Here is an 18,661-nt window from a genome sequence, read left to right as displayed (position 1 = left end):
CCAGAGCAAGCTCCGTGCTGCCGTTCGACTTGCATGTGTAAGGCATGCCGCCAGCGTTCAATCTGAGCCAGGATCAAACTCTTCAGTTTAATCTCTGTTACTTTGCCCTTTTACAGGCACCATCATTACTGATGGGTCGCTCACTCAAAAAACTGACAGGCTACTTCCGAAGAAGTATCCTATTTCATTATTTCTTGTGAACATTTGATATTTTAAGTTTTACAGCGATCCGAAGATCACTGCTGCACTTACATCAAATGCCCACACTTATCGACTGTTAATTGTTAAAGAACTGTATTCGGCTACTGCTTTCGCGCTATTGACAAAGCGTTGTGTTTGTCAGCTGCGAAGAAGGAAGAGTATGAAGCAATTTGCTACGTCCGTCAACTCCTTCTTTTTTCTCATTTTACGCTGCATTTGCATGCGTCGTTCAGCGAGGGGGCGAATTATAGCCATAGTGCTGCGGCTCCGCAAGAGCCATTTTCGACCAGTTATGGCAAGACGAACGATTTCACCAGGGTCAGCTCGCCAGCAGCCCGCATCGGTACCTGGAAGCTCTGCAGCTTTTCACGCGGCGTGCCTTCATTGGTGATGACCGATATGCGGGCGACAGTCAGCATGGCGGTGTTCTCGCCGCTGCCGTAGTAATTGACATAGACGTGATAATTGCCCTTCAGGGGCGCCGCGCTGGAAAAGATCTCCGGACCATAACCGGTGGTCACGTCCACATCCAGCGCGCCGCCATCTTTCAAGACGCGATTGCCGTACCAGGCGTGGCCACCGTCCGGCGTGACCACGTGCATATCGAGGTCCGTGCCGGCGCTGTCCCACGACAGCACGATACGCAAGCGCGCCTGCGTCTTGCCCTGGTAACTGTCGACAAACTGGGTGCGCGCGCGGCTCCTGCCATCCGGCGAACGCACTTCCACGCTGTTCGAGCCGCTGCCGAATCCATACGGACGGCCATAGCTGCCATCCTCGCCCACTTCCATCGGCATCGCCACGCCATTGACCACCAAAGTAGCGGGCTTGCCCTTGACGGCGCCCGCGATACGCCCCCGTATCTGCGCCGTCTCGGCCTGGCCCGGCTGCAGGTTGACGGACGCGGCGGGGTAATTCACCGCTTGCGTATAGTCCTCGCGCGCGCCGGCCGAATTGCGCCAGCCGCCCTTCGGTGCATCGATGGTGACCTGGGCCTGCGCCCAGAGTGGCAATAGCATCAGGGGAATCGAGCAACGGATATAAAAACTCACAGGGCCTCCAGGTTAAGGTCGACGAGCCGGCGGGCCAGCCGCTCGACATATTCTTCGTCCTGGCCGCGCGGATGACGGCGCAGGCCAAGATGCAGGTATTCATGGGCCAGGGTGATGCGGTCTTCGCGCGTGGCCAGCGGCCGCATGAAGATACGGTTGCGCGACTGCTCCGAATACGGCGCCCCACTCTGCAAGGCGCAGACCAGCGGCGCTTGTGGTGGCGCCTCGTAGCCGGCCTCGCGCAGCAGCACGCGCTGCCAGCGCGGCACGGACCGCGCCAGCCAATCCTCGTTCTGCGCCAGGCGCTGGCAACGCGCGCCGGTATTGCCAAAGGTAGTCAATGCGCCGCCGGGATAGGCTGCCGCCAGCAATTCATCATAGTGCTTGCCCTGTTTGGCCTGGCGCACCGCCTCGCTCCATGCCATGGTGCCCTCGGACGGCAAGTTCGTGTGATAGCGCACGGTGACGCCATCGACGATCAACTGGTCGGTCCAGCGCGCAATCGCCAGCGCCGCCGGCGTGGCGGGGCTGGGACTGACGCGCTGGGTCGCACTGCTGTCGGCGATCTGCTGGCAGCCTGCCACGGTCACGGCGTTCTGCTGCAGATACGTGCGCGCGGCAATCGCCAGCGCCTTGGCCGCTTCCGGCTCGCCGGCATTCGCTTCGCGGTCGAGCACGCGCGCCACATATTCATTGACACCAAAGCGGCCGCGCAATTGCGGGCGGCCGCCCTTCTCCTGCAGCAGCATCAACTCGCCGGTGCTGCGCAGGGCCAGGTTCTGGCCATTTTCGAATTGCACATGGTAGCGGCCATTGAGCGGGCCAGGTGCGGCCACGCCACGCTCGCCGCGCACGGCACGGATCGGATAGCGCTTGAAATAATCGACCACCACGCAGCCGCCATCGTCGGCCGCGCCCACTGGCGGCAAACTGGCGGCCAGTCTGGGCGCCCACTGCGCAAAGACATTGCTGCTGCCACCCGCGCCGCCAAACCAGATCGGCGTGCCGTCGGCCAGCCAGCCGGCCGCGCCGCCGATACGCTCTTCTGCCCGGCGCTGCTCGTGCCAGGAATACGTCTTCACGCGCAGCTGACTGCCGAACCAGCGCGCCGCACCAAAGCCGCGCCCATCGAGCACCACGCGCAGCAGCGCCGCTTCGGCATCCGCGCGGCTAGCAGCCGGGATGCTGCCCAGCGCGCGCAGCAGGCTGTCCAGGCGCACCATGCGCGCCGGCGCCAGCTGCGCGGGGTCGGACAGCCAGGCAAAATCGCCTGTCGGTGCGCTACCCAGGCGGCCCGTCCAGTACTGGCGCCATGAAGCCGGCGCGATCATCAAACGCCTGGGCGAGAAAAACAGGCCGCAGGACTGCGCCAGCGCCGCGTCGTGGCCGATGCTCTGGCCCGCATCGCAGCAATACACTTCTTCCGGATCGCGGCCGCCGCAGCGGTAGTCCGGCATCGCCACCTTGCTATCGCTCGCGTACACATATACGAACAGCTTCCACAGGCTGGCCAGCGGCACCTGCCGCGCGCCGTCAAACGGCGGCGGCGCGGCACCGCCCTGGCGCAACTGCCGCACTTCCGTCTTGCCGTCGCGCCACCAGGCGACATCCAGCGATGCAGACCGGGCAGGAGCGGCCAGCAGCAGGGTCGCCATCAACGCAGGAAGTACCACACGCATCACTCGACCTTCAACGCGCGCATGGCCTTGCCGCCGCCCTCGAGGGCTTTCTGCTCCGGCTGGTACATGCGATAAAAGCGCGCTGGCGGCAGCACATAACTGCCCTTCTGTGCAAAGCGGATCAAATGGCGCACGGTCACGTCGCCGGCCAAAGGCTCGATCGGCACCGCATAGCCGTCGCGGCGCTCAGCATGACGCGCGCGTTCCAGCGCGGCCGGCTTGTCGCCCGCCATGACCATGCCCCAGGTGGTCGATTCGACCATGGCGCCCGGCGGCAGCGCCACTTCCAGCAAGCCAAAGCGGTGCTTCGCGCCCGCCGCCGCTTTCAAGGTGATTTCATCGAGGTACAGCGCGTCCGTGCTGAGCGCCTCGCCCGGCTTGACCAGCTCCGTCGTGTAGCCGCCCTTGCCCGCCTTCATGCGCAGGATGCGCCGTTCGACGGTGACCGGCAAGGTCTGCGTTTCGGCGACGTGGCTGTCGTACTGCAGCACAGCCACCGTGCCGGCCGGCGCCGGGGTCGATGCAGCGAGACGCAGTTTGTCAGGCAGGCCCTTGGGATCGCTCCAACGCCAGAGCGGCTGGCCGCCGCGGCTGTCGCGTTTTTGCCATGCGCCGTCCAGCGCGACGGCCGGCCCCTTGCCGAACGATGCCCCGCCCAGCTTTTTTTGCACCCACAACAAGGTCATCGCGCGGTCCAGGGTCGGCATCTCGGCGCGCACGCTGGCCAGCACCGCCTCGGCCTGGGTAGCCGGCACTTCGCCAGCCAGCATCAGCAGGGCCTGCGCCACCGGCGCTTTCGATTCGCGCAGCACTTGCCACGCGCTGGCCACTTGCAGCTGCAGCGAATGCGGCAGGGCGATGCCGTTCTGGGCGGCAACCAGCGCCACCAGACCCAACGACATCGCTTGCGCTTCGCGGTCAAGGGTTCCGCCCAGCAGCAGGCTGCTACTGTCGCCCGCCTGACGCGGCTTGCCGCCCAGGACGGCGATAGCGCTGTCGTCCACCAGGCCCGCCGCCAGCGTCTGCGTGGGCAGGCCCATCTCGCGCGCCATCCACAGCACCAGCGCACGGTCGCCCATCGAGTCCTTCAAGCCATGTTCGCTGTAGACGGCCAGCAGCTTGTTCCAGTGTTCGGGCGGCAGCTCGATGCGCAGCGCGCGCGCAGCGTACCAGTCGGCGTAATAGGCGTAAGCCGTCATCAAGGCATTGCCGGCCGTGGCATAGCCCCACCAGCCGAAGACGGCATTCGGACCGGCCATGGAGACCAGGCGCAGGCGCTGCGCAGTCAGCAGCGTTTGCAGGCGCTCGCCTGCCGCGCCGGCATCCGCTCCCAGGCTTTGCGTGGCCAGCGTCAGCGGAATCAGGCGGCTCGCCGTCTGCTCCACGCAGCCATACGGATAGTCGATCAGATCGTCGGCAATGCGCGCGAAGTGGCTGGCGGCTCCTTGCGCGAACGAGAGGCGGATATTGCGCGCATCCGCCGGCAGCTTGAGGGGAATCTCACCAGCGGCGCCATCGAACGGCAGCACCAGCGTGCGCGGGCTGCTCCAGGCGGCGGGCAGCGTCTGCATAGCGGTATCCAGCGCGTCGACCAGTTTTCCGTTCTGTTTTACCTCCAGGCGCAGCGGTCCGGCAGCGCCGGCAGCGAGCGGAAATTCAACGTAATTGACGCCCGGTTTCGCGGTCAGTTTTTCCGTCTTCGCTTGCGTGCCGCCTGCACCGCCGAAAAGCACCACGTCAAGCGCCTGCTCCTTGCCCGTCTGGTTGAACACGGCCACCGAAGCACGCGGCGCATCGCCGGCGCGCATCCAGTCAGGCGCGGTCCACTTGGCATAGTAATTCTTGTCCGAACGCAGATAGGCGGTGCGCTGGCCGACCCGTCCCTGCTCATCCATCGCGCGGCCCGTGATCCTCCAGCGGGTCAGCGCGTCGGGCATGATGAAGCTCACGCGCGCATTGCCATTGGCATCGGTCTTCAGCGATGGCGACCAGTACGCGGTATCGATATTGTCGCGGCGCGGACGTTCGAGTACCTTGACGCCCCGCTCGTTGTAGTTGTGGCGCGCCGGTGCGCCCGCTGTGCGCCCCTGCGCCATGTCGTAGCTGATGAAAGACAGGCTGGCCGTGGTGCGCACGTTGTTGCGGCGCGGATGATAGAAGAAGTCGCCGATGTCCGGCGCGATTTCCGGCTGCAGCACATAGATCATTTCATCGACCACGCCCAGCGCCACCAGGGTGCTCAGGGGCTTGCCGTCCAGGGTCGCCTTGACGTCCAGGGTAACCTTCTCGCCCGGCTGGTAGACCTCCTTGTCGCTCTTGAACTGCAGCGCGATGCGCGGCTCGATCACTTGCAGGCCCGCGTTCTCGAAGACGAAATCGCCATTGCGGGTATAGGCTACCGAGAACGTCATGTTCGGCCCATGCTCCTCCTTGACGGGAATGCGCACGCGCCACTGCCGCGGCGCCACGCGCTTCGCCTGGTACCAATCAGCGGCGCCGGCCATCAAGCCATGGTGCTCCACCTTGTCGCGCTCGAGCGTGAACAGCGCCTGGTCGACCTTGTCGGAGAAAGTGATCAAGGCTTCGGCGGTGTCGCCCGGACGATAGCGGACGCGGTCCAGCACGATCTCGATGCTGCCCGGCGTCGCCTGCACGCCGTCACCCGACACCCAGTGGCTGGCGGCGGCCAGCAAATTGCCGCGCTCGTCGCGCAGCGCCAGCTGATACGAGCCCGATGCGGGGAATGTCACATCCCAGCCCTTGGCGGCCGGATCAAATGCGCCTTCGGTCTTGCCCTGTTTTTCCAGCTGCACCATCTCCCAGCGCACGGGCTTGGCCGCGCTTTGGCCATCGGCCACCAGGTCGAAATGCACGTTTTGTCCCGGATCGGAAAACTGGCGCACGGCCTTCAGCTGGTAGCTGCTGCTCGAACGTTCTATCATCAGCTCGCGCGTCGTCTTGACGCGGTAGGCCGCGCCATCGGTCGCCAGCACGGTCAGGATGTAGCGCGACGGATCGGCGGCGGGCGGCAAGGTGAAGTCCACATTGCCGCTGCCATCGCTCGTCACTTCCTCGGTTTTCAGCGCCACGGGGAACAGTCCGCTGTAACGCAGTTCGCCCTCGACCATGGTGTTTTGCTGGCTGCGCAGCGACAAGGTCATCTTCGCGTTTTTCACCGGTTTGCCATCGGGGTAGCGCAGCGCGATGCTGCCCTTGACCGCCTCGCCCGTCTTGAATTCCGGTTTTGATGGCTGGACGTTGATTTCAAAGTGCGGCTTGACATATTCGGCCACGCGAAAGGCCGCGCCATACACGCCATCCTTGTAATTGAAGCGCAGCTCATAGCCGCCGGCGGTGGCTTCCGCGGGCAGGCGGAAGCGCGTGTCGGCGCCCGTGTCGCCGGACAGCTGCAGCGTTTGCGTCAGCAGCGGCGTGCCGTTCGGATTGAGCACGGTCAGGCTCAGCGGCGCAGCAGCGGCCGCCTGCGATGCGCGCGCCGAAGTGAATTCTCGCCCCAGGAACTTGACGTTGACTTCGTCGCCGGGCCGGTACAGGGGCCGGTCGGTTACCGCATAAATCTTGGTGTTATAGATTTCGCTGTCATAGTAAAAATTCTCGGACACGAACACGCCGCCGTCGCGGTCCTGGCCCAGCACATACGTATGTTCCGGGCTGCCGCGCTCGAGCGAGGCGACGCCATCTGCACCCGTGGTGGCCGACTGCAGCACGCCAGTGCCGTCCGTCCACGCCACGCTGGCGCCAGCCACGGCGGCGCTGTTGTCGCGCCGCGCCGTCCACACCAGCATCTGGCCGGACGATACCTTGGTGACGGCCACCGTGTCCGACACGAACACCAGGGTGGTGGCGCGGTGCTCGCCGATGATCGCTTCGATCAGGTACAAGCCCGGCTTGCGTTTACCCAGCGGTATCATCACGTTGCCGGCGCCGGCGACGATGAAGTCGCTGCTGGAGCCATCGAGCTTGACGCCTTTCGGCGGTGCGATGGCCTTGGCTTGCCAGATCGGATAACGGAAGCTGTCGACCAGCTCCATGCCCTTGATCGGCTTGTACTGCGGATGGTTGGCGAACACGGTCGGCTTGCGGATCGCCTCATTCGTCGCCAGTTGCGGCTGCTCTTTCGTGACCGCGCGGCGCGCGTCGCCGGAAAACAGCTTGCGCCAGGCCAGGCGCGACTGCTTCCACCAGCTATCCCACAGAAAGCTCAAGGTGTTGGCCAGGCCCTCGCCCTGGTAATTGCCCTCGACCTGGATGCGGTGCAGATTGCGCTGCTTTTTCAGGAATTCCATCGGCTCGGGCACGCGGTAGACGACGATGTCGGCGCCCGAATACGCTTCCAGGTTCATGCGTCCCATATCGCGGCCCGGCACTTCCAGCCGCACGCGCGCTTCATCAAGACTGCCGTAGCTGGCGTCCGACAGCAGGAAGAAGGGCTCGCCCTTGAAGGTGCTGTAGTTGCTCGGTTCGCGCTGCTGCGCGGAGGCACCGCCTATGAGCACCAGCGCCAGCAGGCCGGCAAATAGCAGCTTGATGAAAAAAATCGGCTTCATGATAAGAACGCCAGCCGGAACACACCGGCGAAATTCGGATTGTTGACCACAGGTTGCCACCGCGTGTCCTTCCAGCTCGTAAGTTCTTTGATATCGACGGTCCGCAGACCATTGTCGTCGGGGGTGACGGTGCCGGTGTGGTAGGCGATGCGCGCCCCCATCCAGACCATCAGGTGCTGTTCGTCGCCCTGGTCGAAAAACAGCAGGTCGCCGGGCAGCGCCTGGCTGATTTCGCGGGCGATGAAACGGCTGTTGTGCTGCACCAGCGCCAGCGCCGTGACGAAGTGGCCGACACTGCCGCCCGTCTGCACCCAGCGGTTGCGCAAGGCTGCCTGCTTCGCGTCCAGTTCCAGCTCGGGCGGCAGGCGCCGGTCGCTGGCGATGCCGTTCGCATGCAGCCACTTCGCGTCATGCACGGTCAAGGCTTCGTTGACGGCAAAGCGCACCAGGCCGGCGCAATCGCGGTGCGTCCAGCGCGGTGACGGCCCGCGTTCGATCTGCGCATTGACGATGCGCAGCATCCAGGCCTGGAAGGCGCGGCTCTGGGCCTGCGACAGCTGCACTTGCGGTTCGGCGGCCGCGCGCAGGGCCCACGCGGGCATTGCCACGGTGGCGGCGCAGGCCGCCAGCAATCGCAAGGCGGCACGGCGCGCATGCCACACCGTCATCGCGCGGTCTCCTGCCATTCCAGCGTTTCCCATGACGTGCCGCTGGCTGGCTGCCGCTTGAGCACCATGCGCAGCGGCGGGTATTTTTTCAAGGCGTTCAGGCGCGGCACCAGGTGTTCGTTGGCGGCCGCGCGCAGGACCGGTTCGTTGTTCGCCGGCAGGGTATCGAAGGCTTCCAGCTGGATCAGGCGGGCCAGCGATGCCGGCGCGATCAGGCCGATCGTGCGGGACGCATCGGGCAGCAGGTCGCTGGCCGCCGGCGCCTGCTTGCGGCGCACGGCCAGCACCTGGTCCACCAGCTTGCCGTCGGCGGAAAAGACCACCGTATTACCGGCCACGGCCAGCGCCGGCGCGGACTGGCCCAGGGCTGTGGCGACGCTGCGCTCCCAACGAACGGCGCCATCCTTGCCAGTGGTCTTGCGCACGGGGTCCTTGCCGCCGATGGCCGCCTCGAACAGACTGCCATATACAGCGTCATCACCGGCCTGCGCACTGCGGGTGGCGACAAAGACGGGCGTATGCAGGCGCGAAGTACCGTACCAGCACGCGGCGGCAGGGCCTTGCAAGTGTCCGGCCAGCGGCACCACCGGCGCCGATGTCTTGTCGCCCAGGCGCTTGAGCACGGGCTGCAGCGCGGTCCAGTCCACCGGCACGCTGAAACAGGCGCTCGGGTTGTGCGGCAGCACGGGCCACAAGGCGCTGCTGTCGTAGCCGCCCTTGCCGCTCTTGTTCAATTTGTCGGCATTGAGCAGCACCTTGGACTGCCAGGTGCCCTTGCTGAAATCGAAGCGCAGCGCTTCAAGCGCGCCAAAGAAGGGTTGGTAACCGAATGACAGGAAGTCCGCCTTGACGGCGATGCTGTGGCCCTCGGGCGCGGCGCTGTCGAGATGGAACTGCGGATGAAAGACATTCTGTTTGGCCGGCTCCGGCGCCAGCAGGCTGGCCACGGTTTTCTCGGCCGTGCCATCGCCATTCTTGCCATCGCTGCCGCCATACAGCATGCCGGGATGGGACAGGATGACGAGGCGCTGGCCGTGCGCGGCAAACAGCAAGGTGCGCTGGTAGGCGTAATTGAGCGCGTACACCGGCACCTGGCCGCCATCGACGCGCAAGCTGCCGGCCACGCGCATTTGCGTATCCTTCAAGGCGATCTTGCCCGCTTCCTCGAGCAGGCGCGTCAACTGGCCACGCGACACGGCGATGGCGAAGTGCTTGAGCGAGCCGTCGGCGTCGCGCCACAGGGCCACTTCCGCAGGCTGGTCCAGCACCATGCGCAGCAGCTGGTCGCCCCATCCCAGCTCATGTTCGTAGGCGATGCGGCGCAAGCTGCCCTTCAGGCCCAGCCGGTCTTCGCTCTGCTCGTAATAGAAGAGGAAATCCTCGCGCAGCACGTCGCGCGCCAGCGGCACCGTCAGCAGGTCACGCGGCAAGGTCGACAGGCTTTTCGTCCGGACCAGCGCGTCGGGCCGGGATAAATCCAGCTTCAGGCCGTTGACCGGTCCCATCGCGCCCCAGCCGAAGACGCGGTAGCCGACCAGCGCGGCCGCCACCAGCGCCACCCCGGCAAGTGCCCCGACCAGGACTTTTTTATTAAGCACTTTTTTATCTTGTACTTTTTTCGCCAGCACCGTGTATTCCTTTACCCTGCCGTAGCATTGACAAGTTAGTAATTATTGACAAATGGTAACATGGCATTTCTGGCCGCAGCGCACCGGTGACGCGACAGCGTAAAATAGCGGTTTCGCCGTTTCCATCGCCTCCCATGACCATCCTGCTCTCCACCCTGAACGCCCGCTACACCCACGCCTCGCTGGGATTGCGCTATTTGCTGGCCAATATGGGGCCGTTGCAGGCGCAGACGCGGCTGCAGGAATTCGTCATCGGCACAAAAACCACGGAACTGGTCGAGCGCATCCTCGTCAACAAGCCGCGCATCATCGGTTTTGGCGTGTACATATGGAACGTCGAGGAAACAACGAAGCTGGTGGCCATGCTCAAGCGCGTGGCGCCCGAGGTCATCATCGTGCTGGGCGGGCCGGAAGTGTCGCATGAAGCGGGCGAGCAAGAGATCGTCAAACTGGCCGACTACCTGATCACGGGCTGGGGCGACGTCACCTTCCCCAAGCTGTGCGGCGAGATCCTCAACGGGCCGAAGCCGCTGATGAAGATCCATGCCGGCGTGCAAGCCCCGCTGGCGGAACTGCAACTGCCCTACTCCTTGTATACAGACGACGATATCCGCCACCGCACGATTTACGTGGAAGCATCGCGCGGCTGTCCGTTCAAGTGCGAATTCTGCCTGTCGGCGCTGGACAAGACGGCCTGGCCCTTCGCCCTGGAAAATTTCCTGGCCGAGATGGAATCCCTGCATGCGCGCGGCGCCCGCCTGTTCAAGTTCGTCGACCGCACCTTCAACCTGAACATCAAGACCAGCTTGAAGATCATGCAGTTCTTTCTGGACAAGATCGAGGCGAACCCGGACGATCCCATCTATGCCCACTTCGAACTGGTGCCCGACCACTTGCCCGATGCCTTGAAAGAAGGCATCAGCAAGTTCCCGCCCGGCGCGCTGCAATTCGAGATCGGCATCCAGAGCTTCAATCCGGACGTGCAATCGCTGGTCAGCCGCAAGCAGGACAATCAAAAGGCGGCCGACAACATCCGCTGGCTGTGCGAGGAATCGAACGCCCACCTGCACGTGGACTTGATCGCCGGCTTGCCGGGCGAGGATGAAGCGAGTTTCGCGGCCGGCTTCAACAAGCTGGTGGCCTTGAAACCGCATGAAATCCAGTTCGGCATATTAAAGCGGCTGCGCGGCACGCCCATCATCCGCCATACGGAAAACTATGGCATGGTGTTCGATCCGCACCCGCCCTACACCATCCTGGCGAATAAACAGCTCGATTTCATGAGCATGCAGCGCCTCGTGCGCTTCGCCCGCTACTGGGACCTGGTGGCCAACTCGGGCCGCTTCGCCAATACGGTGCAATGGATGCTCGGTGATGCGCCTTTTGAAAACTTCATGGATTTTTCGAACTGGCTGTACGCCCACACGGATGCCACCCACCGCATCGCCATGGAACGCCTGGCCAAGCTGGTGGCGCAATGGCTGCAGACGCGCGGCATGAGCGCGGTCGAGGCCAATGCCCTGCTGGCCAGCGACTATGCGGGCGGCGCGCAGGCGGCCGCGCATGGCAAGCCAAGCGAAGTGAGTACTAGCGGCGCCAAGGTGCGCCCGGACGTGGCCCTGCCGCAGCGGCAGGCACGCCATCTGGCTTCCTGACAGGCTGGCGATTGAACAGCGGTGGCGGTCTGCGCCATTCTCCCTTAAACTGGCACGATGCCGACTGTACAATCGCCGAAACTGACCCTCTCCCAGACCAGCTCCCAACAGGGAGCCCTTGTCACTGCCAGCGGCACCTGGCAGGTGCACGCGCTGGCGCATGACAATGCCATCAAGGCCATCGATGCCCAGCTCAAGCCCTTGCAGGGCGATACCAAGGCGCAATGGGACCTGTCGGCCATCGACAGCATGGACCATATCGGCGCCCAACTGTTCTGGAATGCCTGGGGCAAGCAGCGTCCGGCGCAGCTGACCCTGGCGCCGTCGCAGGAAGAGTTTTTCAGGCGCATCGAAGAAACGGGGCCGTTGGAAACGCCGCCCTCGCGCGCCAACCGCCTCACGCCCGTGATGAAACTGGGCATGGCCATCCTGCTGTTTTTCGAACATTTGAAGGGTTTTATTGCCCTCGTGGGCCAGGTGACGCAGGATATCGGCCGCTTCGCGCGCCATCCGATGCGCGGGCCATGGCGTGAAATTTCCGCCAATATCTTCCATGCGGGCTTCCAGGCGCTGGGCATCACGGCCCTCGTCGGCTTTCTGATCGGCGTGGTGCTGTCCTATCTGTCCGCGCAGCAGCTGCGCGCCTTTGGCGGCGACATCTACCTGGTCAACCTGCTGGGCATGAGCGTCATCCGCGAACTCGGGCCGCTGCTCGCCGCCATCCTCGTCGCCGGCCGCTCGGGCTCGTCCATCACGGCCCAGCTGGGCGTCATGCGCGTCACGGAAGAGCTCGACGCCATGCTGGTGATGGGCATTTCGCACGGATTCCGCCTGATCATGCCGAAAGTACTGGCCCTGGCCATTTCCATGCCCCTGCTCGTCATCTGGACGGATACGGCCGCGCTGATCGGCGGCATGGTGGCGGCCAAGGTGGAACTGAACCTGTCGGCGCGCTACTTCATACAGAAGCTGCCCGACGCCGTGCCGCTGGCCAACTACATGATCGGCCTGGGCAAGGGCGTCATCTTCGGCATGCTGATCGCGCTGGTCTCGTGCCACTTCGGCCTGCGCATCAAGGCCAACACGGAAAGCCTGGGGCGCGGCACCACCACCGCCGTCGTCACGGCCATCACGGTCGTGATCCTGGCCGACGCCGTGTTCGCCATCGTCTTCAATGGAGTGGGCTACTGATGGCGGACGACACCAATATCGCTTGCGGCACCGGCAAGGAAGGCCAGTTCAACCTGCACGGCGACGCGCCCGTGGTGGACATCACCAATCTGTGGACCAAGTTCGGCCGCACCGTCGTGCACCAGGATTTGAACCTGGAAATCGAACGGGGCGAGATCCTGTCCATCGTGGGCGGCTCCGGCACGGGCAAGACGGTGCTGCTGCGCCAGATGCTGGGCCTGGAACATCCGGCGCGGGGATGCGTCAAAGTCTTTGGCGAAGATATCAACCAGGCAAGTTCCGACCAGCTGCAACAGTTGCGCAACCACTGGGGCATGCTGTTCCAGCAAGGCGCCCTGTATTCGGCCCTGACCGTGTTCGACAATGTGGCCCAGCCCATGCGCGAATTGCGCGTGCTGCCCGAAGCCCTGGTGCACGACGCGGTACTATTAAAGATGAACATGGTGGGCCTGGGCCCGGAACATGCGCTGAAAATGCCCTCGGACTTGTCGGGCGGCATGATCAAGCGCGTGGCGCTGGCGCGCGCCCTGGCGCTGGAACCGAAATTATTATTCCTCGACGAACCCACGGCGGGCCTGGACCCGGACCTGTCGGAAAGTTTTGTCGCCCTGATCCAGTCGCTGCACCGCGAATTGGGCTTGACAGTGGTGATGGTCACGCATGACCTCGACACTTTGTTCGCCCTGTCCACGCGCATCGCCGTGCTGGCGGAAAAACACGTGATCGCCATCGGCCCCACGCGCGAGGTGATCGAAGTCGACCACCCGTTCATCAAGCAATTTTTCCTCGGCGACCGCGGCAAGCGCGCGCTGGCCGTCCTCGATGAGAAACAGGCGGCGGCGGGCAATGCGGCGCAGCCAGGCGACGACGCCGGCACAGACAAGAAAGCGGAGAAGTAATGGAAAACAGATCACATGCCCTGATGACGGGATTTTTTACACTCACCCTGCTGGTGGCCGCCATCCTGTTTGGCGTCTGGTTCAACCGCGACCGCGTGGAACGGGTGCCTTACCTGCTCGCCACCACCCTGTCCGTGCCGGGCCTGAACCCGCAGGCGACCGTGCGCTACCGGGGCCTGGAAGTGGGCAAGGTCGACGCCATCGACTTCGACACGCAAAAGGCGGGGCAAATCCTCGTGCACATCAGCGTGGCGCCCGATACCCCCGTCACCAACACCACCTTTGCCACCCTCGGCTACCAGGGCGTGACGGGCATTGCCTACATCCAGCTCGACGATGAACAGGTGGGCTCGAAACTGCTGGGCACCAGCAAGGACAAGCCGTCGCTGATTCCCCTGCGCGCGGGCTTGCTCGACCAGCTGGAAAAGCGCGGCAAACGCATCCTCGACCAGGCCGAACAGATCACCAACAAGGTCAACAACCTGCTCAGCCCCGAGAACCAGGCGGCCATGCTGGGCGCCTTCAATGAAGTGGGCAAGGCGGCCAAGGCCTTTGGCGCCATTCCGCAGCAGCTCGAGCCGACCCTGACGCAATTGCCGCAACTGACGGAACAGACGCGCCAAACCCTGACGGCCGTCAGCACGGCCGGCAAGAACGTGTCGGACTTGACGGCCACGTGGAAAAAACTGGGCAACGATATCCAGGCGCCCGGCGGCGTGCTCGACAAGGTCAATGGCACGGTCGACCGGGTCGGCAACTCGGTGGAAACGGTGGCCAATGGCGTATCGCTGGAAGTCTTGCCACAGGTAATCGAGCTGAGCGGCGAAGCGCGCTCGTCGATGCGCGCCCTGAAAACCACCATGAGCACGCTCAATGAACAGCCGCAGAGCATCTTGTTCGGCGCCCCAGACATCCCGCCCGGCCCGGGCGAGCCCGGTTTTTCGGCACCGGGCAAATAAGGAGAACACCGCATGCCTATCCCACGCAATCTCAGCGCACTCGTCCTGGCCGCCGCATTCCTGCTGGGCGGTTGCGCCAGCCGCGGCCCCGTCCCCACGTTTTATGATTTCGGCCCAGCCGCGCCGCTGGCCGCCGCGCAGCCGGCGGCGCCAGCCGTGCCCGTGCTGGTGATCGCCGACGCCAACGGTCCCTCCTGGCTGGACAGCCAGCGCATGTATTACCGCTTGCTGTACGCCGATGCGCAGCAATCGCGCCCGTACGCCTACAACCGCTGGAACACGCCGCCGCTGCAACTATTAAGCCAGCGCCTGAAGACGCGCGTGGCGCAAAGCGGCGTGAAAGTGCTGTCGACCACGGACGCGGCCGCCGGCATGCCCCTGCTGCGCATCGATGTCGATGATTTTTCGCAAAACTTCGACACGCAGACACAAAGCAGCGGCCACGTGTCGCTGCGCGCCTCGGTCTTTCGCGGCCACCGCCTGATCGACCAGAAAACCTTCAGCCGCAGCGGCCCCGCCGGCAGCGCCGACGCGCAAGGGGGCGCGCAGGCGCTGGCGGCCGCCTCGGACGCCATCGCCGCCGACCTGCTGACCTGGCTGGGCACGCTGAATATCACGAAAGAATGACCGAGCCCGCATCCCCAGCCAGTCCGGCGGCGCCGCTGCCGCCCGTCCGTTCCTCGCCCGTGTCGCGCGCGACCCTGCTCGCCTACGTCTTCCTGATCGTCTACGCCAGCTGGTTTCCGTTCACGGGCTGGCACAGCAATGGCCTGTCGCCGCTGACTTTCCTGGAAAACACGCGCATGCCCCGTTACTGGACGGGCTTCGATGTCGGCGTGAATATCGTCGGCTACATCCCGCTGGGCGCCTTGATCGTGTATTCACTGTTTCCACGCATCACGGGTTTCTTTGCCGTCATCGTCGCCAGCCTGTGCGGCATGTTGATTTCCGGCAGCATGGAAGCCGTGCAAACCTATTTGCCCAGCCGCGTATCGTCGAACCTCGACTTTTATACGAATGCGGCCGGTTGCTGCATCGGTTCCATCATCGGCGCCCTGACGGCGCGCAAGCTGCTTGATCACAGCCATTTATACCGCTTGCGCCAGCGCTGGTTTGCCCAGCACGCCAGCCAGGGCCTGGTGCTGGTGGCACTGTGGCCGCTGGCGCAGATCTATCCGCAAGGCTATCTGTTCGGCCTGGGCCAGCTGCTGCCCATCCTGTCGGACTGGCTGTCGCGCCTGGCGGGCATGGAGATCGACCTGGCCACGTATCTGCGCCCCGACGTGATCTTGACCGTCGAGCAATATTGGCTTTCGGAAACCATTATCACGGCTTGCGGCATGACGGGCGCCGTGCTTACCTTGCTGTGTCTGCTGCGCCGCGCCGCGCCGCGCGCCATTTTGATGCTGATCCTCATCGCCGCCGCCTTGACCGTGCGCTCGATGGCCAGCGCGCTGCTGTTTTCGCCGGAAAACGCCTTCGTCTGGATCACGCCGGGCGCCCAGGGCGGTTTCCTGATCGGCCTGATCATGCTGGGCGGCCTGGCGTTCGCGCCGCACGTGGCGCAGCGCCGCATCGCGGCCGCAACCTTGCTGCTGAGCCTGGTAATGGTGAATACGACGCCGATCAACCCGTACTTCATGTCAACCTTGCAAGGCTGGGTGCAAGGCAAGTTCCTCAACTTCAATGGCGCGGCGCAATTCCTCGCCTTGCTGTGGCCCTTCATGGCCCTGTGGTTCCTGTGCCTGCCCTCGCACCGCCTGAACCGGCAGGAGGACGTGCAGCGCCAGCGTCGCGAAGACCACCCATAAGCGTTATCATGGCGCATTGATGAATCAGCAGGAGAATAGTATGAGCGACGCACCGTATTTTGAACGCCACGTTTTTTTCTGCATGAATAAACGTGAAGACGGCCGCAGCAGTTGCGGCGACCATGGCGCGGAAGCGGCGCAAAAGCATTGCAAGCGCCGCATCAAGGAACTCGACATGAATGGCGCGGGCAAGATCCGCATCAACCAGGCCGGCTGCATGGACCGCTGCGAGGAAGGCCCATTGCTGGTGATCTACCCGGAAGCGACCTGGTACACCTATGTCGACACCAGCGATATCGATGAAATCATCGATACGCACCTGGTGGGCGGCAAGATCGTCGAACGCCTGAAAATCTGAGCAGCATATTTAATTTCAACGTTTTAACTTCAAATTAAGCCTACGCCACCAGTATGAGCATCATGAACAGAAACTCGGAAAAATTTACCCTCGCCGGCCATGCAGGCAGCATGGAAGGCTTGCTCGATTTCCCGGCAGACACTCCGCGCGGCATCGCCCTCGTGGCCCATCCGCATCCGCTGTACGGCGGCACGATGGATAACAAGGTCACGCAAACCCTGGCGCGCGCCTTTGTCGCCCTCGGTTATGTGGTGGCGCGCATCAACTTCCGCGGCGTGGGCGCTTCCGAAGGCGTGCATGACCATGGCGCGGGCGAGACGGACGACATGCAATTGCTGTATGAACACATGCGCGGCCTGTATCCAGGCTTGCCCGTGGCCCTGTCCGGTTTCTCGTTCGGTACCTTCGTGCAGTCGAAACTGCAGGAACGCCTGGCCGCCGCCGGCACGCCCGTCGAGCGCCTGGCGCTGATCGGCAGCGCGGCCGGCAAGTGGGCCATGGCCGACATTCCCGCCGACACCATCTTGATCCACGGCGAACTGGACGACACAATCCCCCTGTCCGCCGTCTTCGACTGGGCCCGTCCACAAGACATACCCGTGATCGTGATCCCCGGCGCCGACCACTTTTTCCACCGCAAGCTCAATCACATCAAGAACCTCGTGATTGCCCTGTGGCATGGTGACAAACCCGCAATAGCAGCAGATGATCATTGAAGTGTGGGCTTACTAGCGCCTCCACAGCTATAATTGATCCGTTTTTTCCACGCGGCCATGTAAGCAGCAACGACATGGCCCTCAGCCTTCATCTTTTTCGCAGACCAGCCTCCATGAAAAAACTTTTAGCGGCACTGGCCTCCAGTGTATTTTTCTTTTCCGCCGCCTTCGCCCAGAGCGTTCCAGCCCCGACCATCGCCGCCAAGTCCTGGCTGTTGCTTGACGCCACCAGTGGCCAGATCATTGCTTCGCAAGATCCGGACGCCCGCATCGAGCCGGCTTCGTTGACCAAAATCATGACGGCTTACCTGACGTTTGCCGCCATCCGCGAAAAGAAACTGGCGCTGGACCAAAAAGTGAACGTGTCCGTGCGCGCATGGAAGGTCGATTCGAGCAGCTCGAAGATGTTCATCGACCCGGCCACCCCCGTCTCGATCGACGACTTGCTGCACGGCCTGATGATTCAATCGGGTAACGATGCCGCCGTGGCGCTGGCGGAAGCCGTTGCCGGCGATGAAGGCACGTTCGTCGTGCTGATGAACCGTGAAGCGCAACGCATGGGTCTGAAAAACACCCGTTTTGCCAATCCGCATGGCTTGCCTAGCCCCGATAACTATTCCACGGCGCAAGACTTGTCCGTGCTGGCCAAGCGCGTGATCGCCGACTACCCGGAATTCTACAAAATCGATTCCGTGAAAAGCTTTACGTACAACAAGATCACCCAGCCTAACCGCAACCGCCTGCTGTGGCTGGACCCAACCGTGGATGGCATGAAGACGGGCCACACGGAAGCGGCTGGCTATTGCATGATCGCCTCGGCACGCCGTCCGGGCGGCACCGGCGAGCGCCGCTTGATCTCCGTGGTGCTGGGCACAACGTCGGACCAGGCCCGCACGCAGGAAAGCCAGAAGCTGCTGAACTGGGGCTTCCAGAACTTCGATACGGTCAAGCTGTACTCGAAAGGCCAGGCCGTGGCCACGCCGGAAGTGTGGAAAGGCTCGAAAGGCACAGTGAAAATCGGTTTCGCCCGCGATGTGCTCGTGACCGTACCAAAAGGCACGGCTGCCAAGATGAAACCTGTGCTGGAACGCAAGGACCCGCTGGTCGCGCCACTGGCTGAAAACGCGCCTGTCGGCAAACTGAAAATGATGGTCGACGACAAAGTCCTGCTGGAACTGCCTGTCGTGGCGCTGGAAACCATCAACCAGGCCACGATCTTCGGCCGCGCCTGGGATTCGATGCGCCTGTGGATGAAATAAGCAGTTAGCCCCCCCAT

14 protein-coding genes and 1 rRNA gene are annotated in these 18,661 nt (G+C 63.5%); 9 read left to right on the top strand and 6 right to left on the bottom strand.

What is annotated here, in order from left to right; all coding sequences use genetic code 11:
* From CSQ91_RS27785 to CSQ91_RS27760, 6 genes are all read right to left on the bottom strand, one after another.
* Window positions 1-89, bottom strand: a 16S ribosomal RNA gene (locus CSQ91_RS27785); the annotation flags it as partial.
* A 402-nt stretch (window positions 90-491) separates the two neighbouring features.
* A complete protein-coding gene (locus tag CSQ91_RS27780; protein WP_070253868.1) occupies window positions 492-1,220 on the bottom strand; it encodes a YfaP family protein in 729 nt (242 codons plus the stop codon).
* 29 nt (window positions 1,221-1,249) lie between these two features.
* On the bottom strand, window positions 1,250-2,932 hold the full coding sequence (locus CSQ91_RS27775; RefSeq protein ID WP_099390201.1) for a DUF2300 domain-containing protein: 1,683 nt from the start codon (window positions 2,930-2,932) through the stop codon (window positions 1,250-1,252).
* On the bottom strand, window positions 2,932-7,500 hold the full coding sequence (locus tag CSQ91_RS27770) for an alpha-2-macroglobulin family protein (protein ID WP_099390200.1): 4,569 nt from the start codon (window positions 7,498-7,500) through the stop codon (window positions 2,932-2,934). Before CSQ91_RS27770 ends, CSQ91_RS27775 begins: the two co-directional genes overlap by 1 nt.
* A complete protein-coding gene (locus CSQ91_RS27765; protein ID WP_373630603.1) occupies window positions 7,497-8,186 on the bottom strand; it encodes a DUF1175 family protein in 690 nt (229 codons plus the stop codon). Before CSQ91_RS27765 ends, CSQ91_RS27770 begins: the two co-directional genes overlap by 4 nt.
* Complete coding sequence (locus tag CSQ91_RS27760; RefSeq protein WP_180278529.1) at window positions 8,165-9,766, bottom strand: DUF2138 family protein; 1,602 nt, start codon at window positions 9,764-9,766, stop codon at window positions 8,165-8,167. The genes CSQ91_RS27765 and CSQ91_RS27760 overlap by 22 nt, the downstream gene beginning before the upstream one ends.
* A gap of 164 nt (window positions 9,767-9,930) precedes the next feature.
* Here CSQ91_RS27760 and CSQ91_RS27755 point away from each other — a divergent pair, with 164 nt between their 5' ends.
* The 9 genes from CSQ91_RS27755 (at window position 9,931) to CSQ91_RS27715 (ending at window position 18,644) form a co-directional block, all read left to right on the top strand.
* Window positions 9,931-11,451, top strand: coding sequence for a B12-binding domain-containing radical SAM protein (locus CSQ91_RS27755; protein WP_099390197.1), 1,521 nt, complete (start codon window positions 9,931-9,933; stop codon window positions 11,449-11,451).
* A gap of 57 nt (window positions 11,452-11,508) precedes the next feature.
* Entirely contained in the window at window positions 11,509-12,642 is a 1,134-nt protein-coding gene (locus CSQ91_RS27750) for an MlaE family ABC transporter permease (RefSeq protein WP_034781349.1), read from the top strand.
* Window positions 12,642-13,541 (top strand): ABC transporter ATP-binding protein, encoded by a 900-nt coding sequence (locus tag CSQ91_RS27745; RefSeq protein WP_070253863.1) that lies wholly within the window; start codon window positions 12,642-12,644, stop codon window positions 13,539-13,541. Before CSQ91_RS27750 ends, CSQ91_RS27745 begins: the two co-directional genes overlap by 1 nt.
* Window positions 13,541-14,500, top strand: a complete 960-nt coding sequence (locus tag CSQ91_RS27740) for an MlaD family protein (protein ID WP_034781344.1) — start codon at window positions 13,541-13,543, stop codon at window positions 14,498-14,500. The genes CSQ91_RS27745 and CSQ91_RS27740 overlap by 1 nt, the downstream gene beginning before the upstream one ends.
* 12 nt (window positions 14,501-14,512) lie before the next feature.
* Window positions 14,513-15,127, top strand: coding sequence for an ABC-type transport auxiliary lipoprotein family protein (locus CSQ91_RS27735; protein ID WP_099390196.1), 615 nt, complete (start codon window positions 14,513-14,515; stop codon window positions 15,125-15,127).
* A complete protein-coding gene (locus CSQ91_RS27730; RefSeq protein ID WP_099390195.1) occupies window positions 15,124-16,311 on the top strand; it encodes a VanZ family protein in 1,188 nt (395 codons plus the stop codon). Before CSQ91_RS27735 ends, CSQ91_RS27730 begins: the two co-directional genes overlap by 4 nt.
* Window positions 16,312-16,351: 40 nt before the next feature.
* Entirely contained in the window at window positions 16,352-16,669 is a 318-nt protein-coding gene (locus CSQ91_RS27725) for a (2Fe-2S) ferredoxin domain-containing protein (RefSeq protein WP_099390194.1), read from the top strand.
* Between the two features lie 62 nt (window positions 16,670-16,731).
* A complete protein-coding gene (locus tag CSQ91_RS27720) occupies window positions 16,732-17,385 on the top strand; it encodes an alpha/beta hydrolase (protein ID WP_035828394.1) in 654 nt (217 codons plus the stop codon).
* Between the two features lie 113 nt (window positions 17,386-17,498).
* On the top strand, window positions 17,499-18,644 hold the full coding sequence (locus tag CSQ91_RS27715; protein ID WP_099380749.1) for a D-alanyl-D-alanine carboxypeptidase family protein: 1,146 nt from the start codon (window positions 17,499-17,501) through the stop codon (window positions 18,642-18,644).
* Window positions 18,645-18,661 lie beyond the last annotated feature (17 nt).

Origin of the sequence: Janthinobacterium sp. BJB301, assembly GCF_002735685.1 — a bacterium.
Taxonomy (GTDB): domain Bacteria; phylum Pseudomonadota; class Gammaproteobacteria; order Burkholderiales; family Burkholderiaceae_D; genus Janthinobacterium; species Janthinobacterium lividum.
This window is presented reverse-complemented; position numbering and strand designations above follow the sequence as displayed.